We start from the raw sequence: 18722 nt of genomic DNA on the forward strand, positions 1-18722 counted from the left end.
AGACGCCGATGACCACCACGGACAGCACCACAGCCGTCGACCCCCGGTGGTTCCGGCAGGTTCTCGGTACCTATCCGACCGGTGTCTGCGTGATCAGCGCCATCCACCCGGACGGCACCCCGGTCGGCATGGCGGTCGGGTCGTTCACCTCGGTGTCCCTCGACCCGCCGCTGGTGGCGTTCCTGCCGGACCACTCGTCGACGTCCTGGCCGAAGATCCGCGCGGCCGGACGCTTCTGCGTCAACATCCTCGGCGCCGACCAGGAACACGTCTGCCGGGCCTTCGCGTCGAAGGCGCCGAACAAGTTCGCCGGGCTCGGGTGGCGGCCCGGCCCGAGCGGACTGCCGGTCCTGGACGGCGTCGTCGCCTGGATCGAGTGCGACCTGGACGCCGTACACACCGCAGGCGACCACGACATCGTCATCGGGCGCGTCACGCAGATGAGCCTCGGCAACCCCACCATGCCCCTGGTCTTCTTCGAGGGCGGCTACGGCCGCTTCGAACCGTCGTCCCGCGCAGCCGCCGACGCCGACCTCTTCGACGTGCTGCGCAACGTGGACCCCGGACGGCCGGAGATGGAACGCATCGCACGGGAGATGTCCGTCGAGTGCGTGGCCGGAGCGATCGTCGGCGACGAGATCGTGCACGTGGCCAGCGCGGGGACACCGCCCGGCGGCCAGCCGGCCGTCCGCGTCGGGATGCGCTCCCCGCTCGCGCCTCCGCTGGGCATGAGCTGGCTGCCCTGGGCCGCCGAGACGGATGTGCGGCGCTGGCTGGCCCGGGCACCGACACCACTCAGCCCCGGGCAGGCCGAAGCCTGGCGCGCCGCGCTGGACCGGGTGCGCGACCGTGGCTTCTGGATCCGGCTCGGCGGCCCGAGCCAGCCCGAGTTCGACGCCAGGATCAAGAGGCTGTCCACCATCGCCGATGTCCGATGGCGGCGCAGTGTCTTCCACGATCTGTTCGACCCCGAACCGACCGTCGAGTACGGGCAGCCCGAACTCAGCCCGGACACCGTGTACGAGGTGCGAGCGATGAGCGCGCCGGTGTTCGACCCGGGCGGCCGCGCCCGCTACGCACTGATCCTGTTCGGATTCCCGCCCCGGATGTCCGGCGCCGAGATCGCCCACTGCGCGAGACGGCTGCGGGCAGCCTGCGATGCCGCGGGCAACGGGCTGCGCCCCCTGCCGTGATCACCCAGGGAGGACCGTCATGCTGCCACCGACCGGGCAGGCCCTGACCGCACTGGAGGCGCTGCATTCCACGCCGGCCCGCCGCTACCTCGACCCCGACCCGATCCCCGAGGACGTGCTCTGGGCGGTCCTCGACGCAGCCATCCCCGGCCCGTCCGGGGGCAACGCCCAGCAGTGGGGCTGGGTCGTGGTGACCGACCAGGACATCAAGAACCGCGTCGCGACCTGGTACCGGGACAACTGGGAAACCGCCTACGGCCGGCACCGCGAGCGGATCCTGGCTTCCCCGGCCGGTCCGGACGGGCTGAGCCCGCGGGGCTTCCTCGGCGCGGAGCATCTCGCTCACCACATCGAGGAGGCCCCGGTGTGGGTCTTCCCGGTACTGCGCCATGCGGCGGACGAACAGGACCCCCGAGTCGGCGCGTCCATCTACGGTGCGGTGCAGCAACTCTGTCTCGCCGCACGCGCTTACGGTATCGGCACCTCGCTCACCACGCTCTACCGTGGGCACGAGGACGAGCTGCGTGACCTGCTCGGCTTGCCGCCCGACGCACTGACCATGGCGCTGATCCCGATGGGCCGTCCCGCCAAGGGGCGGTGGGCGCAACCCAGGCGCAGGCCGGTCGAAGACGTCGTGCACTTCAATCGCTGGGGCGCGACCCGCGCCCGATCGGAGGGCCGGAACAGATGACCGAACCACAGTGGCGGACTGCTTCGACGTTGTCGTTCGAGCCGCTCACCCCCGTGTCCTACCTGGACCGGGCCGCGGCGGCGCACGGAGAGCGGACCGCGGTCGTGGACGGCGAACGCCGCTGGTCGTACACGGAGTTGCATGACCGCTGCCGCCGACTGGCCGGCGTGCTGGCGCCACTGGCGCAGGGCCGGCCGGTCGCGGTGCTCGCACCGAACACGCACGTGCTGCTGGAGGCGAGCTTCGGAGTGCCGTGGGCAGGTGTCCCGCTGGTGGCAGTCAACACCCGGCTGTCGGCCCGCGAGATCGCCTACATCCTGCGGCACTCCGAGGCGTCGGTGCTGATCCACGACCCGATCTTCGACGACTTGGCCGACGCCGCGGTCGCCGACCTGTCCGAGCCCCCGCACCGGATCCGTGCGGGGGAGCAGTACGAGCGACTGCTGGCCGACGCGACACCCACCGCGATCCATCCGGAGGACGAGCGGTCGCTGCTGTCGATCAACTACACGTCCGGGACGACCGGACGGCCCAAGGGCGTGATGTACCACCACCGCGGCGCCTACCTGCAGTCGCTCGCGATGGTGGGGCACACCGGGCTGTCGCCGTCGGCCGTGCACCTGTGGACCCTGCCGATGTTCCACTGCAACGGCTGGTGCTTCCCGTGGGCGGTGACCGCGGCGGCGGCCACGCACGTATGCCTGCCGAAGGTCGAACCCACCGAAGTGTGGCGGCTGTTGAACACAGAGGGAGTGACGCACCTGGAGGGTGCTCCGACGGTGCTGTCGATGCTCGCCCATGCGCCGGACGCGTCGCCGCTGGCGCAGACGGTGAAAGTCGCGACGGGCGGTGCGCCGCCGTCCCCGGCGATCCTGCGACGGATGGGGGAGCTGGGGTTCGAGGTCACGCATCTGTACGGGCTGACCGAAACGTTCGGCCCGGCCATGATCTGCGATTGGCGCCCGGAGTGGAACGCCCTCGACGACCGGGTCCGGGCCCGCCTCAAGGCACGCCAGGGCGTCGGCAACATGATCTCCTGCACGGTGCGCGTGATCGCCGGGGACGGTTCCGACGTTCCCGCCGACGGGACGTCGGTGGGGGAGATCTCGTTGCGCGGCAACAACGTCATGCTCGGTTACTACAAGGACGAGGAAGCCACCAAGAAGGCCGCTCCGGACGGCTGGTTCCGCACCGGCGACCTCGGCGTCGTGCACCCGGACGGGTACGTCGAACTGCGCGACCGCAGCAAGGACGTGATCATCTCCGGCGGAGAGAACGTCGCGTCGGTCGAGGTCGAGCAGGTCATCGCCGACCATCCGGCCGTCTCGGAGGTCGCGGTCATCGCGGTACCCGACGAGCGCTGGGGGGAGGTGCCCGCAGCATACGTGAGCCTCCTGGACGGAGCCGAGGTCACCGAGGCCGAGATCATCGAGTTCGTCCGGGCCCGGCTGGCCCGTTTCAAGGCGCCCAAGCGCGTGGTGTTCGGGGAGTTGCCCAAGACCTCCACCGGCAAGATTCAGAAGTTCGTCCTGCGCGATAGGGCCTGGGCCGGGGCGGAGCGCAGGATTCAGTAGCGCTCCGGCCGGCCAGGCGGACAGCAGCGCGCTGCCTCTGCCGGCCCACCCGCCAGTGTTGTCGATGTGAGTCTTCTGTGTGACGTCCGCGAGGGTGGTGCGTCGCCCCCGGGCCCCGCAGTGGCCGTCTCCAGGTGCCCGGTCACCGGCCCTACGGTCGCTGAGGACGCCCCGTCCCTGGCCCGGGCGGCGGGTGACGCCGCCGGACTGTCGGCCGCTGGGCGGCGTGGACGCGTGCTCGTCGGCGGCGGGCAGGTGGTTCGGTGGCGCTGCTACACCGTGTGACAGGTTCCACAGGTCGGCACCACCTTCTAGGTAGCCGGGCCACGACTCCGGGGCCGTGACGTGGCGGACATGCGCAAGCCTCTGGATCTGCGGCGGCCGGCAGTGGCACCGGGAGCCAATAGTTGCTGATGAGCTAGAGGTAGCCAGCGGCCGCGGTGCCGATCGGTGGAGCGGTTGCGAGCGACTGGCACAGGTCCTCTGAAGCTAAGAGATATCCCGTGATGTGGGGTGGCGCATGACTCGCCGCTGCTGGGGCTTGATTTACCTGATGCCGAGCTTCAGGTTGTGGAGCGCCGCGACGCCGGCAACGGCATGGTTGATTGCCTCGCCGTGGCGGCGGCACTGCCTGAGGATTTGGTGGTCTTTGAGACGAGCGCCGACCCTGTTGCCCATTGGCAGTTGAGAGCTGACAGCGGCTTGGTGGTGCTGGCAGGGTTGGTGGTGCGGCCGGTTCCTTTCTGATCCTCGGTCGTGGGGTGGGATGGGCGTGTCGATGGAGCCGCAGTCGTGGCCGGAGCCGGATCCCGTGGTGGCGCGGGCGGTGCGGGCGAAGAACTACGGGCGGCAGGTGCCGCTGCCGGTGGCGGTGCGCGACCGGCTGGGGGAACTGTTCCCGGACGAGGAGTTCGCGCAGGCTTTCGGCGCGACGGGGCCGGCGGGCTGGTCCCCGGGTCGGCTGGCGTTGGTGACGGTGTTCCAGATGGCGGAGAACCTGACGGACCGCCAGGCTGCGGAGGCGGTGCGTGACCGGCTCTCGTGGGCCTACGCGCTCGGGTTGGAGCTGACCGACACCGGCTTCGACTTCACCGTGCTGTCGCAGTTCCGTACCCGGGTGGTCGAGCACCATCTGGAGGAGAAGGTCCTGGACCTGCTGCTGAAGAGGCTGACGGAGCAGGGTCTGGTCGGAGCCGGGGGCAAACAGCGCACCGACTCCACCTACATCGTCTCCGCGGTGCGGGACCGCCTGGAGCTGGCCGGGGAGAGCGTGCGGGCGGCGGTGGAGGCGTTGACAGTGGCCGCGCCGCACTGGGTCGCCGACGTGCTGGACGTGCCCGGCTGGTCGCGCCGCTACGACACCCGCATCGACACCTGGCGCATGCCCTCCTCCGCCACCAAGCGCGACCAGCTCGCGCTGACCTACGCCCGCGACGGCTTCGCCCTGCTCAGCGCCGTCTACGATCCGCGCTCCGAACCCTGGCTGCGCGAGCTGCCCGCGGTGCAGACCCTGCGCACTGTGCTGCTGCAGAACTACACCCGTACCACAGCGCGGGGCGGACGCGAGGTCGTGGCCCGCCGCGCCAGGACCGAGGAGGGCGGTGACGGGCTGCCGCCCGGCCATCTGCGCATCGCTTCCCCCTACGATCTCGACACCCGCTGGTCCGCCAAGCGCGACACCTTCTGGAACGGGTTCAAGCTGCACGTGAGCGAGAGCTGCACGGACGCGCCCGAGAAGGAGCGCACCGCCCCGAACCTGATCACGAACGTGGCCACCACTGCCTCCACCGTCCCCGACACCAAGGCCCTGGACGGCATCCACCAGCAGTTGCAGCGCCGCGGCCTGCTCCCGGGCGAGCACTACCTCGACTCCGGCTACCCCAGCGCCGACCTGATCGTGAAGTCCCGCCAGGCCTACGGCATCGCACTGATCACCCCGGTCCTGCTCGACCAGTCCCGCCAAGCCCGCGAGAACGCGGGCTTCCAGGCCGACGCGTTCACCATCGACTTCAAGTACCAGCAGGTCACCTGCCCCCAGGGCCGGGCCAGCTCCTCCTGGAGCCCGTGCACCCAACACGGCTATCCGATGATCGTGGTCGCTTTCACCAAGCCGACCTGCGGCCCCTGCCCGGTCCGGGAGTTGTGCACCACCAGCCGCCGGGGCTTCCGCCAGCTCACCTTGAACCCGCGCCCGCTGACCGAGGCCCTGCGCACCGCCCGTGCCGAGCAGGCCGACCGGGACTGGCAAGACGCGTACGCCCTACGCGCCGGCGTCGAGGGAACCATCCACCAGGCCCTCACCGCCACCGACAGTCGCCGGGCCCGCTACCGCGGCCTGGCCAAGACCCACCTCGAACACGTCCACAGCGCCGTCGCCCTCAACCTAATGGGGCTCAGCGGGTCGTAGGTGAGACTACGGTCCGTAGCCGTCAGCCGGTGAGCACTACCTCAACCCGAGCCACTGTGAGTTCTGGGATGAGACCGTGCCCCTGCTGGTCGGCCGGGAGGCCAGACTGCTAATGGGATGGCGTGCCCACCGGGCAGTTGGGTGTGAGCACTGGATCCATTAGGGCGCGAGCCGTGCCTTCCGCAGGCTGCGCAAGGATCCTACGAGAGCGAAGGGTTGGGGTGCTGGTGCTGTTCATCGGCGACGACTGGGCCGAAGACCACCACGATGTCGAGCTGCAGGACGGGACGGGCCGCAAGCTGGCCACCACGCAGCTGCTGGAGGGTGTGGAGGGCATCGCGAAGCTGCACGCCCTCATCGCCCGGTACGGCGGCGAGGAACTGGAGCCCGAGCGGGTGGCGGTGGGGATCGAGACCGACCGCGGGCCGTGGGTGCAGGCGCTGATCGCCGCCGGCTACCGGGTCTACGCGATCAACCCACGCCAGGCAGCCCGGTTCAAGGAGCGCTACGGCACTTCCGGAGCCAAGAGCGACAAGGGCGACGCGCATGCGCTGGCGGACATGGTCCGTATCGACCGCGATCAGCTGCGACCGGTGGCCGGGGACAGCGACCAGGCCCAGGCCGTCCGCGTGGTCGCCCGGGCCCATCAGACGCTGATCTGGGAGCGCACCCGCACCTTCCAGCGGCTGCGCAGCACGCTGCGTGAGTACTTCCCCGGCGCGCTGACCGCCTACGCCGCCCTGGAGCTGACCAGCACCGACGCCCTGGAGCTGCTGATCAAGGCACCCACACCCGAGACGGCGGCGAAGCTGACGAAGCAGCAGATCACTGCGGTCCTGGCCCGGCACCGCCGCCGCAACCGGGAGCAGAAGGCCGCCGCGATCCAGGCCGCGCTGCGCGAGCCCCAGCTCGGCATCGCCGCCCCGGTGGCCGCCGCCTACGCTGCGGCGGCGGTCGCGCACGCCAAACTGCTGATCGCCCTGAACGAGCAGATAGACGCCCTGGAAGAGCAGGTGAGCGCGCATTTTCGCGCGCACCCGGACGCTGAGATCTACCTCTCCCTGCCCGGGATGGGTGTGATCACCGGCGCCCGGGTGCTCGCCGAGTTCGGAGACGACCCCACCCGCTACACCTCCGCCAAGGCCCGCAAGAACTACGCCGGCACCAGCCCCATCACCCGCGCCTCCGGCAAGAGCCACACCGTCCAGGCCCGCTACGTCCGCAACGACCGCCTCTCCGACGCCCTCCACAAGCAGGCCTTCTCCGCCCTGAACACCTCGCCGGGCGCCCGCCGCTACTACGACAAGCAGCGGGCCCGCGACATCGGCTACAACCCCGCCCTGCGCCAGCTCGGCAACCGCCTCGTCGGCATCCTCCACGGATGCCTCAAGACCCGCACCCACTACGACGAGGCCACCGCCTGGTCACATCACGCAACCCTCGCCACCGCCGCTTGACACCGCTACGGCATGGGATGTCTCATCCGACTGAACGCCTGGTGGAACGGCAAGCCACTCGACCGCCGCCACACCAGCCACCTCGCCCGACTCGAACTCAGCCTCGCCGCGTAGCCGAATGGGCAACAGGGTCGTCTTTTGAGGTTTCGAGGGTCGGGCGTTGGGGCTGTGACTGGACGTGGGCGGGGGGTATTTGCTGGTCTGCCCAGCGTTTCCACGGTTCTGCTCCGGTCGGGCCCCTGGCGGGGCGGGATGGTCAGTGACGTCGGGCCGCCTCGGGTGGCGGGTGGACGGTGTCGAACAGTCGTGTCCAGGCGTGCTGCCAGGGCCATCGCTGCGGTAGGTGCAGGGTGAGGCGGCGGGCGGAGCGGGCGATCCTGGCGGGGACGTGGACGAGGTGGGCGCGCAGGGTGGCGGTGGTGGCTTTGGCGTGGAAGGCGGAGGTCAGGGCGCCGGTGGCCCGCAGCAGGTTGTAGGCCATGGCCCACAGGGTGAGCCAGGCGGCGTTGGCGTGGAAGTGCCCGGACGGCAGGTGGGCCAGTGCGGAGTTCTTGCTGTCGGCGATGACCTGCTCGATGACGGCGTGGTGGCGGTGTTCCCGCTCGGCCTGGAGGGTGGGGGCGGGGTTGTCGGTGAAGAACGGGTGGTAGCGCCAGGCGGGGAAGAGTTCGCCCTGCTCGCCGATGGTGTTGGGTTTGGCCAGGCCGCGGACCCGGCGCACGATGAGGCGGGCGGTGACCCGATCTGCTTTCTTCCGGCCGGCGAACGCGGTGTAGGCGGGTATCTCGGCGACTTCGGCGTCCGAGATGAGCTCGCCGCTCTCCGGGTCGGGCACGGCGGTGGGGTAGGTGATCTGCTGCCAGGCGGTGTCGTCGATGGCGGCGATGGCCCGTTTGATGGAGGGGTTCATGCCGGTGGTGAGGGAGAAGCGGGCTCCGGCCCGGCGGCAGGCGGCGATGACGCCGGCGTTGTAGAACTGCGAGTCGGCGCGCAGGATGCGCAGGCCTGTTACTCCAGTGGCACTTCGTGATGTGACGGGGCGTCTGGTCAGTTGGGGGCGCCGGGGCATGGGCGAGGCCGCCTGTTGATCATGGTGTTGTGACGCAACATGAAGGTCAGGCGGCCTCTGCCGTCAGCATAGATCCCCGGGTGTTCCAGGAGAAGTTCGACGAGCTCGCCGCCGAGTTGGCCCCGTTATTCGCCCGCCGTGAGCCGCGGGCCCACGCCGCGGACTACCTGCGCGGCCTGCTGGCCGACCTGCCGCGGAAGAACTGCTGGACCGTGGCCGAACATGCCGGACAGCCGCGGGCGTACGGGATGCAGCGGCTGCTCTACCAGGCCGTGTGGGACGAGGACGCCGCTCGCGACGCGGTACGCCGCTTCGCGGTACGCCACCTGGCCGCGCCTGGTGCGGTGCTGGTCTTCGACGAGACCGGCCAGGAGAAGAAGGGCGCCGCGACCGCCGGGGTCGGACGCCAGTACACCGGCACCACCGGGCAGGTCAGCAATGCGGTGGTCGCCGTGTACTGCACCTACGCCAGCACCCTGGGACACTGCCTGATCGACGGCGACCTGTATGTCCAGGAACACTGGACCAAGGATCCCGAGCGGTGCGAACGGGCCGGACTGGGGCGGGACTTCGCCTTCCGCACCAAGACCGCCATCGCCCTGGAGCAGGCCCGGCGAGCGGTGGCTGCCGGCATCGCGGTGGACTGGGCGGCCGGTGACGAGGTCTACGGCCGCAGCACAAAACTGCGGCAGTTCTTCGAGGAACACACCATCGGCTACGTCTTCGCCGTCGGCGTCAACTTCCAAGTCCTCACCGGCATCGGGCCGGTCCGCGCCGACCTGCTCGCGGCGAAGAAGGTTCCCCCACGGGCCTGGAACCGGATCTCGTGCGGGCAGGGTGCCAAGGGCCCGCGCGTCTACGACTGGGCCCTGGTCGCCACCGCCCGACCCCGCCACCACCTGCTGGTCCGCCGCTCCCTGGCCGACCCCACCGACCTGGCGTTCTTCTACGCCTACGTGCCCGAGGGCCGGTCGATGGCCCTGGCCGACCTGGTCAAGATCGCCGGAATCAGGTGGGCGGTGGAGGAGGACTTCGCCAACGCCAAGGACGCCGTCGGCTTGGACCACACCCAGGCCCGCCGCTACCGCTCCTGGCATCGGCACATCGTGCTGGCCATGGCCGCGCTCGCCCTGCTCGCGGTGATCGCCGCCGTGGACCGGCGCGACCATCCGGCACCGGTCCTGCCCGCCGACGCAGCCGCCGAGCCTCCCGAGGACTTCGGCCAGATCGCGCTGACCGTCACCGAGGCCCGCCGCCTGTTCCAGCTGTTCACCGCGCTACTGCAGGACATGCCCGCACACCTCGCGGCCCGCCGCATGGCCTTCCACCTGCACTGGTCCACCTGGCGACGCCGCCACCAGGCCCGCTCCCGCTGGCACCACTACAAGCGACGCCTTGCCGCCCTCACCTGAACCGTCCGACGCGACCACCCGTCACATCACGAAGTGCGACTGGAGTACTGTGCAGCCGGCCTCACGGGCGGTGGTCAGTGCCTCGCTGACGAGTTTCGGGGCGCCGCGGGAGTCGGCCGCTTTGCCGCGGCGCATCCGCACGGTGGCGATCACCGGTCGGGAGGTGGGGGTGCAGATGGTGGCGAGCAGGGGGTGCAGGGTGCGGATGCCCTTGAACCGGCCGTACTCGCCACCCTGCTTGGTGCGGCCGTAGACGCGTTTGTGAGTGGAGTCGACATCGATGAACGCCTTCTCGCCCGCGCCGGGCAGCAGCGGGGTGTTCGCGGCCAGCGCGGCCAGGAACTGACGGTGCACCGCGTGCAGTTGGAGGGCATGACCGTGGGTGAACGAGCGCAGGAACGTGCCCAGAGTGGACGGGGCACGGATACCTGCGAACAGCAGGGGCATCGCACCGTGCCGCAGCACGTCCAGGTCGTCGATGCTGTCCGCGCCCGCGGCCATGCCGGCCACGATGCTTCCGACCTTGGCGTCCGCCGCGGCACCCGCCCCGTTCTTCGCCCCCCTCAGCTTCACCTTGTCCGCCGTCAGACGGGCAAGCCCACACCGCTCAGCCAACCGCATCACCGGGACCAGCCCGGCATACGCGACCAGATTCGCCTCATCGAACGCGGCGGACACCGCCGAAGTGGCATGGGAAGATTGCATCTCGCGGATGTACTCCGATTCTGTGGACATGGAACCCTAGGAAGTCCCATCGTCCCAGCTCAGAGGGCATCCGCGTCTTCATGTCCAAGCCCTGGACCGGCTATTGCCCGGTGGATCGAGGCTTAGACGCATGAGTGCATCGTAAAGTCCAGATCCGGGGCCATTGCCCGTCCGTTGTCAGTGGACGCCTGTAGCTTTGGCCTTGCTTGCCGCAGCTGCCAAATGCCGGACAGGTTATCTACGTTGCCGTAGACAAAAGGAGGTGGGATGCAGTGAGCGCTGAGTTGCTCGAGGCTGCACCTGCCTCTGACGCGTCTGTCCGCAAGTTCCGTGGAAAGAACAAGGGCAAGCGCTGGATGCGCGGCGACGACACCGAACTTGCGGTGATCCGGCTGCCACTCGATGTGAGCCGGCTCGACAGCCGGCATCGGGTGGAGCAGCTGTATTCGGCGATGTGGTCGGTGAAGTTCGCGTTGCAGCGTGATGCCCGGGCTGCGGTCGACGCGTACTGGGCCGGCGATGTCCGCCGCCAGGACGACGCGAAGGCCTGGCGGGTAGAGCTGGGCTTGTCCCGTGAGGGCATGGAACGTCGCGGGTACCGGCACATGGAACGGTCCCGGCATCTTGGCCAGCACGTCACCAAAGCTTTGGTGATGCATCAGGCCGATGAGGTGTGGGAAGGCGTCAGCCGCCATCTGTTTCCTGATGCATCCGGACGGCGGTTTGGACGGCCGAAGACCAGTACCTGGTGGGACTACGCCCGCATCCCGGGTCGTGCCCGCTCGCACACCACTGCGCGGAAGTGGGAAACGTTCCGCCTGCACGGCACTCTTGCCGGGCATCTGACCGCCTACCGGCACCGGGACCTCGACCCGACCATCTCCACGCCGGAACAGGCAGCCGGGCTGGCGCCGCAGACGAGTGTTCTCGCACAGCCGCGACGCATGCCTGTGCCCGTGCGACCCCTGCGTGTCGAAACCGGCGACGTTACCGCGAAGGGAAAGCCGAAGACACGGGCTGCGACATGGTGGGACCACACCGGGCCCCTCGCCCTGGTTTTTACCGGCGGTCCCGATTCGCAGCGCGGCGATCTTGTTCTGCCGGTCCGGCTCCCTTCCGGTGTCGGCCGCTGGCCGCGGCTGCTCCACTTCCTGAACTACCCGGAGACCTGGCATAAGGTCGATCTCGTCCGCCGCCGCGATGCCAGTGCTCTCGGGGGTTGGGCGTACGAAGCGCATCTGATGGTCCTCACCGGCGGCTACGCATCCCCGGCCACGAAGGCGCGGCATGCTGCCGCAGTCGACCTCGGCCGGGTCGGTGGGATCGACGGCAACGTCTCCAACTTGTCCGTCGTCTCCCTCCCGGACACGTTCGACCCAGCCGACGGACAGGTGCACTCGACCCGGGTCGAACTCACCGACGCCGAGCTGGCCGCACTCGAAAAGGCCCGCCGCAAGGAACGCGGCCGTAAACGTGCCCTCGACCGCTCCCGCCGCGCCACCAACCCAGGCCAGTACGCGCCCTCGAAGCGCCAGCAGGCCCGCGCCGAACGCCGCAAAGCCGCCGGACTCCGAGACAAGCAGGTCCAGGTGCCCGGCGGCGCGCGGGCAGCAAACAAGGCCGGAGTACCCAAACAGGCATACCGCCGGGACACCCTCTCGGCCGGCTACCGCCTCAACCGTGCCAGGATTGCCGAGGCCGCGGCCACTGCGGCCGCCGCGAAAGATCACCGGGCACGGCGAATCGCTGAGCGGATCGTCGCCGAACACGGCGCCAACCTGGTCGTCGAAGACTGCGACATCCGCACCTGGCACCGACTGTGGGGCCGCGCCCTGCAAGCCACCACACCTGGCCGGCTCATCGCCGCGATCGGCAAAGAATGCGAGAAGACCAGCGGCCACCTACTGCGGGCCTCGACCGTCAACACGAAGCTGTCGCAGACCTGCCTATGCGGCGCACAGGTCTGCAAAACCCTCGCCGACCGAGTGCACGCCTGCACCTCCTGCGGCCTGGTCGCCGACCGCGACATGGTCTCCGCCGCACTCGCCGCGCACGTCCGGCTCACCGACCCGGACGATCCCAGCACTGCGGGCCTGGACACCGTCCAGGCCCGCACCACACAGATCTTGTTCTCACCAGGGCTGCAAGAAGCCCTGTCGAGTCAACCGCAGCGCGGTGCCCGCCCCAGCAGGGGCCGCACCCACGCGGCAGCCCACGGTCCGGGTGCCCCCGGCCAGCAGGCCTCTGCTCGACGAAACACCCCCGACCGGCACCGGCCCACCCCGAATGAGACCCGACCCGCGAACCAGCGGCACAAGGACCACGTCGGAACAGCCGCCCGCGCAGGAAACACCGCAGCCCGCGGCGGTATCCCTACACGGGAACTGATCGGGTGGCATCCCAATACGGGATGACTCTTAGGAGGCTCGTCCGTAGCGCGTCCGGGATTTGAGCATCCGTCAGCACGGTGCGCAATTCCTCGCGCCCGGGCGGACCAGCTCGCGACCTCGGGCAGCTCGGCGATGGGCGCCTCCAGCAGTGCGAGGACCGTGTCGCGCTCGGTCGGGCTGATCTGCCGGCCCAGGGCGGCACGCAAGTGCGGCCATCGCACGGCAATACCGCGAGTTTCGCGATCGCAGCCAGAGTGTCAGGGGCTGGGAGGCCGGCTGCCACGCGTTCTTGCCGGATGACGGCGTAGAAGCGGAACACGTTGACGAAACGCTTGATCTCACGAGGATTGGCAGTCAGCCGCCCGGCGACGGCTTTTACGATGCGCTGTACCTCGGGATTGTCGGGGCGCAGCTGCCGGCGCAATTCGCGACGCATGGCCAGCTGTGCCGCCGGGCTGAGCCCTGTCGTGGCCGGGGCGTCTCCCGCTATCTGTTCCTGTGCAGAAGCCGCCGCCTCCGGAATGTCCTGCAGGGAGGGCTGGCGCTGCTGGATCGCTAGCTCCGGTTGGCGGTGGGCGGTCGACAACGTCCGCGTCGGCAACCGCAGCTACGACCCGGTTCATGGCAGTCTGGTGACGGGCATCGTCGCCGACGCCAACACGGGAACCGCCGTCGCGGGGGCGAAGGTCACCAGCCAGGACGCCCCGACCGTCTCGGCGCTCACCACGGCCACCCCGGACGACCCGCGCACGCCGGACGGCTTCTACTGGATGAGCGATCCGAGGCCCTCTTGGTTTTCCGAGAGCGGCGCCACTATCAGCGACCTCGGCGCGCAAGGGTAGAGTCCAGCGCCGTCGCCGCGGCACGCACAGCGGCTTCGTGGGCTTCGGGGCGGAAGCGTCCGACAGGGCCGGTCACGCTGATGGCGGCCACCACCGTGCGCCCGTCGGGCTTGAGGATCGGCGCAGCCACACAGAGGAGGCCGGGCGTCGACTCCTCCCGTTCGTAGGCGACACCGGTTTCGACCGCCGTCGAGAGCTGTCTGCGCAGGGTGCCTGGCGCGATGACGGTATGGGGCGTGCGGCGCTCAAGAGGGCCGGTCAGTACGGCGGCGTGCTCGTCTTCCCCTGCATGGGCCAGCAGCACCTTGCCGATGGCAGTGCAGTGCATCGGCATACGCCCGCCGGTGCGCGACGGCGCCTTGGCCTGGCGGTGCCCGCCTGATCGAAGTCGAAGGACTGCCCAGCTGGACCGGTCGTCATGTCGGCACACGTCAGCGCGTCCGAGACCGAGGAGTCCTCACGCTCATATACGGCCAGCTCAGCGGTGAGTCCACGCTGCTCCGCCTCGTACACGGCGCCAGAGTGGTGAGCCACCAGTCGTACGAGTCGCGCCGGCGCGCCGAGCCGTTCCAGATGGCGGGCGCCGTCGAGTGGGTGGAACCCGGTCTCGCGCAGTTCCAGGGCATAACCGATGTCATGCAGCCAGGCGGCGGCAACGAGCAGGTCCCGAGCATCTTCGGACACGGCGGCAGCTACCTCGCGCGCACGGGCCGCAACGGCCTGAGTGTGCAGCCAGCGGTTCCCGAGCGGGGGCAACAGAGACTCGGCCAGTTCGGCCGCGCCCTGCGGCGTGTCCAGTGCAGAAGGCATGAGCCGCACCGTAGCTCAGTGGAATAGATCACCGACAGTCCGGCGCCGGATGTACTGGATCATGGTGACGACGCAAGCCCGACGCCGGATCGTCAAACGTGGGCCGACGTCCGTCAGGACCGTGGTCGCGGTGGGCACGCCTTGCTCGAAGGCTGGAGCCGCCTCGCGTGGCTCCAGCCTTTCGCGTGTGCGCGGCTGCCCTCGCCCCGGATGCCCGACTCGAAGCGATCTTCTTCGGCGAAGAAGTGATCTTCTTCAGCAAAGCAGACATGCCTCCCGTACAACCCTTCCCCCCTATGCGGCGTCAAACACGGCGCCGGACGTAGGAACAGGACCTATCCGGACACCCCCCGCGCCCCCGAGCCAGCCGGTCGTATCTGAGCCAAGGAGCCGCTCATGCGCAAGCACCGCTCGGCCGCCGTCGCGGCGGCATCGTTTCTCCTCGTGACCGGCGCGGTCATCGCGACCGCTCCCAGCGCCTACGCCGGAACACCCGGCGGAACACACGCCAACGACCGCAACACCGACTTCAACGGCGACGGATACGACGACGTGCTCATCGGCGGCCCCGGGGCGGCGGTCGGCGGACACAAGGGCGCCGGCATGGTAACCGTGCAGTACGGCGGACCCAAGGGCATCGGCACGACCAGGGTCAAGGCCTTCAGCCAGAACTCCACGGGCGTCCCCGGCGCCGCCGAGACCGGTGACGGCTTCGGCAAGTCGCTGGCCACCGGCGACCTCGACGGCGACGGCTACGACGACGCGATCATCGGCATCCCCGGCGAAGACCTCGGCGCCGTCGCCAACGCGGGCGGCGCGATCATCCTGTGGGGCACGCCGAACGGCCTCACCGGATCGGCCAGCAACTGGCTGCAGTCCGACGATCCCACCACGGGCGGCAGGTTCGGCGCCTCGCTCGCCGCGGCCCGCTTCGGCGACACCACTCCGGGCGACTCCCTCGCCGTCATGGACTCGGTCGGGCTGACGATCTACACCTTCGAGCCCGCCTCCCAGCCCACCGCCAAGAGCGCGGGCGCACAGGCACGGCGGCCGGTGCACAAGTCCCGCTCCACGCTCACCTCGCCTCCACGGAAGATGCTCAGCCAGGCTTCCCCCGACGACGCGCCGGGCATCCAGCCCAAGTCGATGACCACGGGCGACTACGACAACAACGGCTTCGCCGACCTGGTCGTCTCCGGCACCAGCGTGGGCGACGAGCCGGGCTACGGCTGGTCGTACATCCTGCCCGGCTCCGCGTCGAACGAAGAGCCGCTGCCGATCACCGCGGTGCGCGGCGGCCCGGTCGTCGCGTCCGGCGACATCAACCGCGACGGCTACGACGACCTGGTCACCGGCGAGCCGCACAGCCCGGACGACGGCGGCGCGAGCATGAGCGGCGGCATGGTCGGCGTCTACTACGGCAGTGCGGAGGGGCCCGCCGGCCGGGAGGGGCCGGGCACCCCTCCGGTGTGGTGGACCCAGAACTCGGCGGGCGTGCCGGGCGCGAACGAGCGGGGCGACGGCTTCGGCACCGACCTATCTGTCGGCGACAGCAACGGCGACGGATACGCGGACGTGGCGATCGGTGTCGCGGGCGAGGACATCGGCAGCGTCGCGGACGCGGGCGCCGTCACGGTCCTGCGCGGCTCGGTCAAGGGCATGACGTCCACCGGCGCACTGTCGGTGAACCAGGGCACCGCGAACGTCCCGGGCTCCGTCGAGAAGGGCGACAAGTTCGGCGGCCAGGTCGCCTTCACCGACCCGAACGACGACGGCCGCTTCGGCCTGCTCGCCTCGGCACCCGGTGAGAACACCAACGACGGCTACGTCTGGGTGTTCTCCGCGCGCAGCTCGGGCCTGACCACCTCCGGCTCCTGGAACTACGGCCCGAGCGCGTTCGGCGGCCTACCAACGGACGCGCTGTACGGGGCGGCGATCGACGACTAAGCGGTACGGCTGGGCAGTACACGGCGAGCGGCCCATACGCGTACGGGCCGACGACGCGCCACGACGCGTCCGGCTGTAAACCCGTAACGAAGCACCGCATGTCCCGGCCTCCCAGCTGGGGCATGCGGTGTCGTCGCTCCATGAGGACCAGGAGAGCGGCGGCGCAGGTCGCGGTCGTGCCGACGTGCACCGTGCCGCCGGGCGCCAGCGGCTGCGGTGGCGGTGGCGGTGGCGACAGCGGTGGGTCCGGCAAGGGCACGAGTGCTTGCGACATCCCGCGAGTTCTCCAGGCCTCCGCTGAGCACTGGGCCCTGTGGCCAGGGGGGTTCTTCCTTCATCGGGGGCCTGACCGCCTACTGACGTAACTTCGGGATTCCCGAATATCCCTCAACTTGTCCGAGCGAGCTGTGCTCCGGACGAAAGCGAGGGTCGATGCACTCGGTGTGATAACTGGGGGATGATCTCCTGCGTGACAAGTGGAGCGGATGCGGGTGCGGGCGTTGATGAAGCCCATGCGTGGGACGCGCGGTTGGGCTGGGCGTTCGGACTGATAGCCGACGATCCCGCCGAACGGGCTGCGGCGCTGGTCCGTCTTGCTGATGTCCAGGGAAACGTACGGGATGCTCTTGGTCGGTTCAATGAGTTGTGGCGCTTGACGCTCCCGTTTGGCGGACAGGAGCAGTGGCGGGATCCAGCCTTCCTGGAGGCACATGAGATGTACGTCGAAGCCGGAAGGTATTTGCTGCCCAACGCGTTGTGGAATCGCCCGCCTGGCGACATCAGGACATGGCAGGGTCTGCCCTACGCGCTCCTCTTCCTGCAATGGGAGGCAAGGTATCCACAGGAGTGGACCCGGCATGCCAAGGAGTGGGGTACGAAACAGAGCCTCATACGGGACGTGGCGGTCGCTGACCACGGCGAGGCGGTCAGGACGAAGCTCACCGACCTGGTCGAGATCGTCGTTCAGAGGGCCTACCGCTGCAAGGACCGCGAGTACCTGCGCGTTGCTCGAGCCGTAGACAGTGAGGATCTGCGCGACAGGCTGGGAGCTGCCGCTCGGTCCGACAACCCATGGGCGCGGCGGCATGCCGGCTATGTTCTTTGGCTCCTCGATCGCCCCGAGGTGCCCAACACGATCCACGTCTGGCAGAACTGGATTGCGTCCGAAACCAGAGGGTGAGGTCTCCATCCACCCCTCCGCGAGGCGGTTGCGACCCGGCCTTCCTCCTTCGGTGCTCTGCCAGGCTGTAACGTAACTTGGCTCGACTACCGCCGCAACAGCTGGCATAACACGGCCAACCCCCACCTCCTGATCACCCAGAAGAGCTCCGTCGAACTCGCCCCGGCCGGCAAACTCTGGACCACCCGGGCCACCCGCAACCTCACCGCCACACTCGAACGGCTCCGCGTCGACCGACAACTTGAAGAGGCTCTCACCCACGGCGCCGACCCGCTCCACCTCGCCCTCGTCTTCGGCATCGATGAGAAGACCGCCATCCGCTACGCGGACTCAGCACGCGACCTTCTGGGAGAAGCTGCCGAGCAGGCATCGCAGTGAAATCCACTCGACCTGCTCAACCCGCTAACGAGACCATGGACAGATGCCGTCGACCGAACCAGCAGCCCGCGAGCTTCAGGACCGTGCCGTTCTCTGGAGCATGGGCGAGATCCGCGCAACCGACGTCGTCACTGCTGCCTGCGATGCACTCGTTGCCGGCCTTGACAGTCCTGCCCTGCGGATCCTGGCTGCGTGCACACGCGCGGAGGCAGATTACGACGTCCCCGACCTGCTTCCCCCAGTACTCGACGAGCTAGGCCTCACCTTCCATCCAGTGGGCAGCATTGCCGGAAAGGAAGCCGCCGCACGAGCACTTGCCGCCCGGATGCTGGCCGGCGAGCTGACGCCACGCGAGCTGGCCTTCCGGATCCACCAGCGCTTCGGGCACGAGCTACCTCTGGCCGAGCGACTCGCCGAACTGGACGACGAGTACGACATCCTCGAATACGGCGATACAACACCGGCACAGGTCGACGCCGATGTCACGGCCGAAGCTCTTCGGCTTGCACAGCATCCTCGTGTTCCAACCGAACCCACGGATGCTCCGAACTGAAGCAGACCGGTGGACCCGTGAGTTCAGGCTGAAGGGACTTCGGTTTCCTTGAACCCATGGGACTCGCGGCCCCCCACCTCGGTAACCGACCCTCAGCGGCCGGCAACAACAACG

The 18722-nt window shown here is 69.3% G+C and carries 15 protein-coding genes and 1 pseudogene; 12 read left to right on the top strand and 4 right to left on the bottom strand.

All coding sequences use genetic code 11. From position 1 onward, the window contains the following. Nucleotides 1–8 precede the first annotated feature (8 nt). The 6 genes from ACQEXA_RS52860 to ACQEXA_RS52885 all read left to right on the top strand — a co-directional run bounded on the left by ACQEXA_RS52860 (nt 9) and on the right by ACQEXA_RS52885 (nt 7322). On the top strand, nt 9–1193 hold the full coding sequence (locus ACQEXA_RS52860; protein ID WP_432921997.1) for a flavin reductase: 1185 nt from the start codon (nt 9–11) through the stop codon (nt 1191–1193). Nucleotides 1194–1212: 19 nt separating this feature from the next. Then, on the top strand, nt 1213–1884 hold the full coding sequence (locus tag ACQEXA_RS52865; RefSeq protein WP_433133651.1) for a nitroreductase family protein: 672 nt from the start codon (nt 1213–1215) through the stop codon (nt 1882–1884). Beyond that, complete coding sequence (locus ACQEXA_RS52870; protein ID WP_432921991.1) at nt 1881–3458, top strand: acyl--CoA ligase family protein; 1578 nt, start codon at nt 1881–1883, stop codon at nt 3456–3458. The genes ACQEXA_RS52865 and ACQEXA_RS52870 overlap by 4 nt, the downstream gene beginning before the upstream one ends. A 513-nt stretch (nt 3459–3971) precedes the next feature. Continuing rightward, nucleotides 3972–4205, top strand: a complete 234-nt coding sequence (locus ACQEXA_RS52875) for a hypothetical protein (protein ID WP_433133653.1) — start codon at nt 3972–3974, stop codon at nt 4203–4205. Nucleotides 4206–4236: 31 nt separating this feature from the next. After that, the gene (locus ACQEXA_RS52880) at nt 4237–5865 is read left to right on the top strand and encodes a transposase (protein WP_433133655.1); all 1629 of its coding nucleotides are present in this window, start codon (nt 4237–4239) and stop codon (nt 5863–5865) included. A gap of 227 nt (nt 5866–6092) precedes the next feature. Continuing rightward, on the top strand, nt 6093–7322 hold the full coding sequence (locus ACQEXA_RS52885; protein ID WP_432942438.1) for an IS110 family transposase: 1230 nt from the start codon (nt 6093–6095) through the stop codon (nt 7320–7322). Nucleotides 7323–7578: 256 nt separating this feature from the next. Here the strand turns inward: ACQEXA_RS52885 and ACQEXA_RS52890 are convergent, their stop codons facing one another. After that, nucleotides 7579–8391, bottom strand: a complete 813-nt coding sequence (locus ACQEXA_RS52890) for a transposase (RefSeq protein WP_433133657.1) — start codon at nt 8389–8391, stop codon at nt 7579–7581. Between the two features lie 29 nt (nt 8392–8420). Between ACQEXA_RS52890 and ACQEXA_RS52895 the strand changes: the two genes are divergently transcribed. After that, the gene (locus ACQEXA_RS52895; protein ID WP_433133659.1) at nt 8421–9803 is read left to right on the top strand and encodes an IS701 family transposase; all 1383 of its coding nucleotides are present in this window, start codon (nt 8421–8423) and stop codon (nt 9801–9803) included. A gap of 21 nt (nt 9804–9824) precedes the next feature. On the opposite strand, the gene ACQEXA_RS52900 is transcribed toward ACQEXA_RS52895, so the two are convergent. After that, nucleotides 9825–10538, bottom strand: a complete 714-nt coding sequence (locus ACQEXA_RS52900; protein ID WP_433133661.1) for a transposase — start codon at nt 10536–10538, stop codon at nt 9825–9827. A gap of 242 nt (nt 10539–10780) precedes the next feature. Between ACQEXA_RS52900 and ACQEXA_RS52905 the strand changes: the two genes are divergently transcribed. Both ACQEXA_RS52905 and ACQEXA_RS52910 read left to right on the top strand, forming a co-directional pair. After that, nucleotides 10781–12922: a transposase gene (locus ACQEXA_RS52905; protein WP_433133662.1), complete on the top strand. Its 2142-nt coding sequence runs from the start codon at nt 10781–10783 to the stop codon at nt 12920–12922. Nucleotides 12923–13419: 497 nt separating this feature from the next. Beyond that, complete coding sequence (locus ACQEXA_RS52910) at nt 13420–13740, top strand: hypothetical protein (protein ID WP_432921979.1); 321 nt, start codon at nt 13420–13422, stop codon at nt 13738–13740. Here the strand turns inward: ACQEXA_RS52910 and ACQEXA_RS52915 are convergent. After that, nucleotides 13715–14080 (bottom strand): annotated as a pseudogene (locus tag ACQEXA_RS52915) (IclR family transcriptional regulator domain-containing protein); the annotation flags it as partial. The gene ACQEXA_RS52910 and the pseudogene ACQEXA_RS52915 overlap by 26 nt on opposite strands. Further along, on the bottom strand, nt 13999–14550 hold the full coding sequence (locus ACQEXA_RS52920) for an HD domain-containing protein (protein ID WP_433133664.1): 552 nt from the start codon (nt 14548–14550) through the stop codon (nt 13999–14001). The pseudogene ACQEXA_RS52915 and the gene ACQEXA_RS52920, both read right to left, overlap by 82 nt. Before the next feature lie 396 nt (nt 14551–14946). On the opposite strand from ACQEXA_RS52920, the gene ACQEXA_RS52925 reads away from it, so the two are divergent. From ACQEXA_RS52925 to ACQEXA_RS52935, 3 genes are all read left to right on the top strand, one after another. Next, entirely contained in the window at nt 14947–16497 is a 1551-nt protein-coding gene (locus ACQEXA_RS52925; RefSeq protein WP_432921972.1) for an esterase, read from the top strand. Between the two features lie 469 nt (nt 16498–16966). Further along, nucleotides 16967–17677, top strand: coding sequence for a hypothetical protein (locus ACQEXA_RS52930; RefSeq protein ID WP_432921969.1), 711 nt, complete (start codon nt 16967–16969; stop codon nt 17675–17677). A gap of 421 nt (nt 17678–18098) precedes the next feature. After that, on the top strand, nt 18099–18608 hold the full coding sequence (locus ACQEXA_RS52935) for a hypothetical protein (RefSeq protein WP_432921966.1): 510 nt from the start codon (nt 18099–18101) through the stop codon (nt 18606–18608). Nucleotides 18609–18722 lie beyond the last annotated feature (114 nt).

This window comes from Streptomyces sp. CA-106110 (assembly GCF_050936285.1).
Lineage (GTDB): Bacteria > Actinomycetota > Actinomycetes > Streptomycetales > Streptomycetaceae > Streptomyces.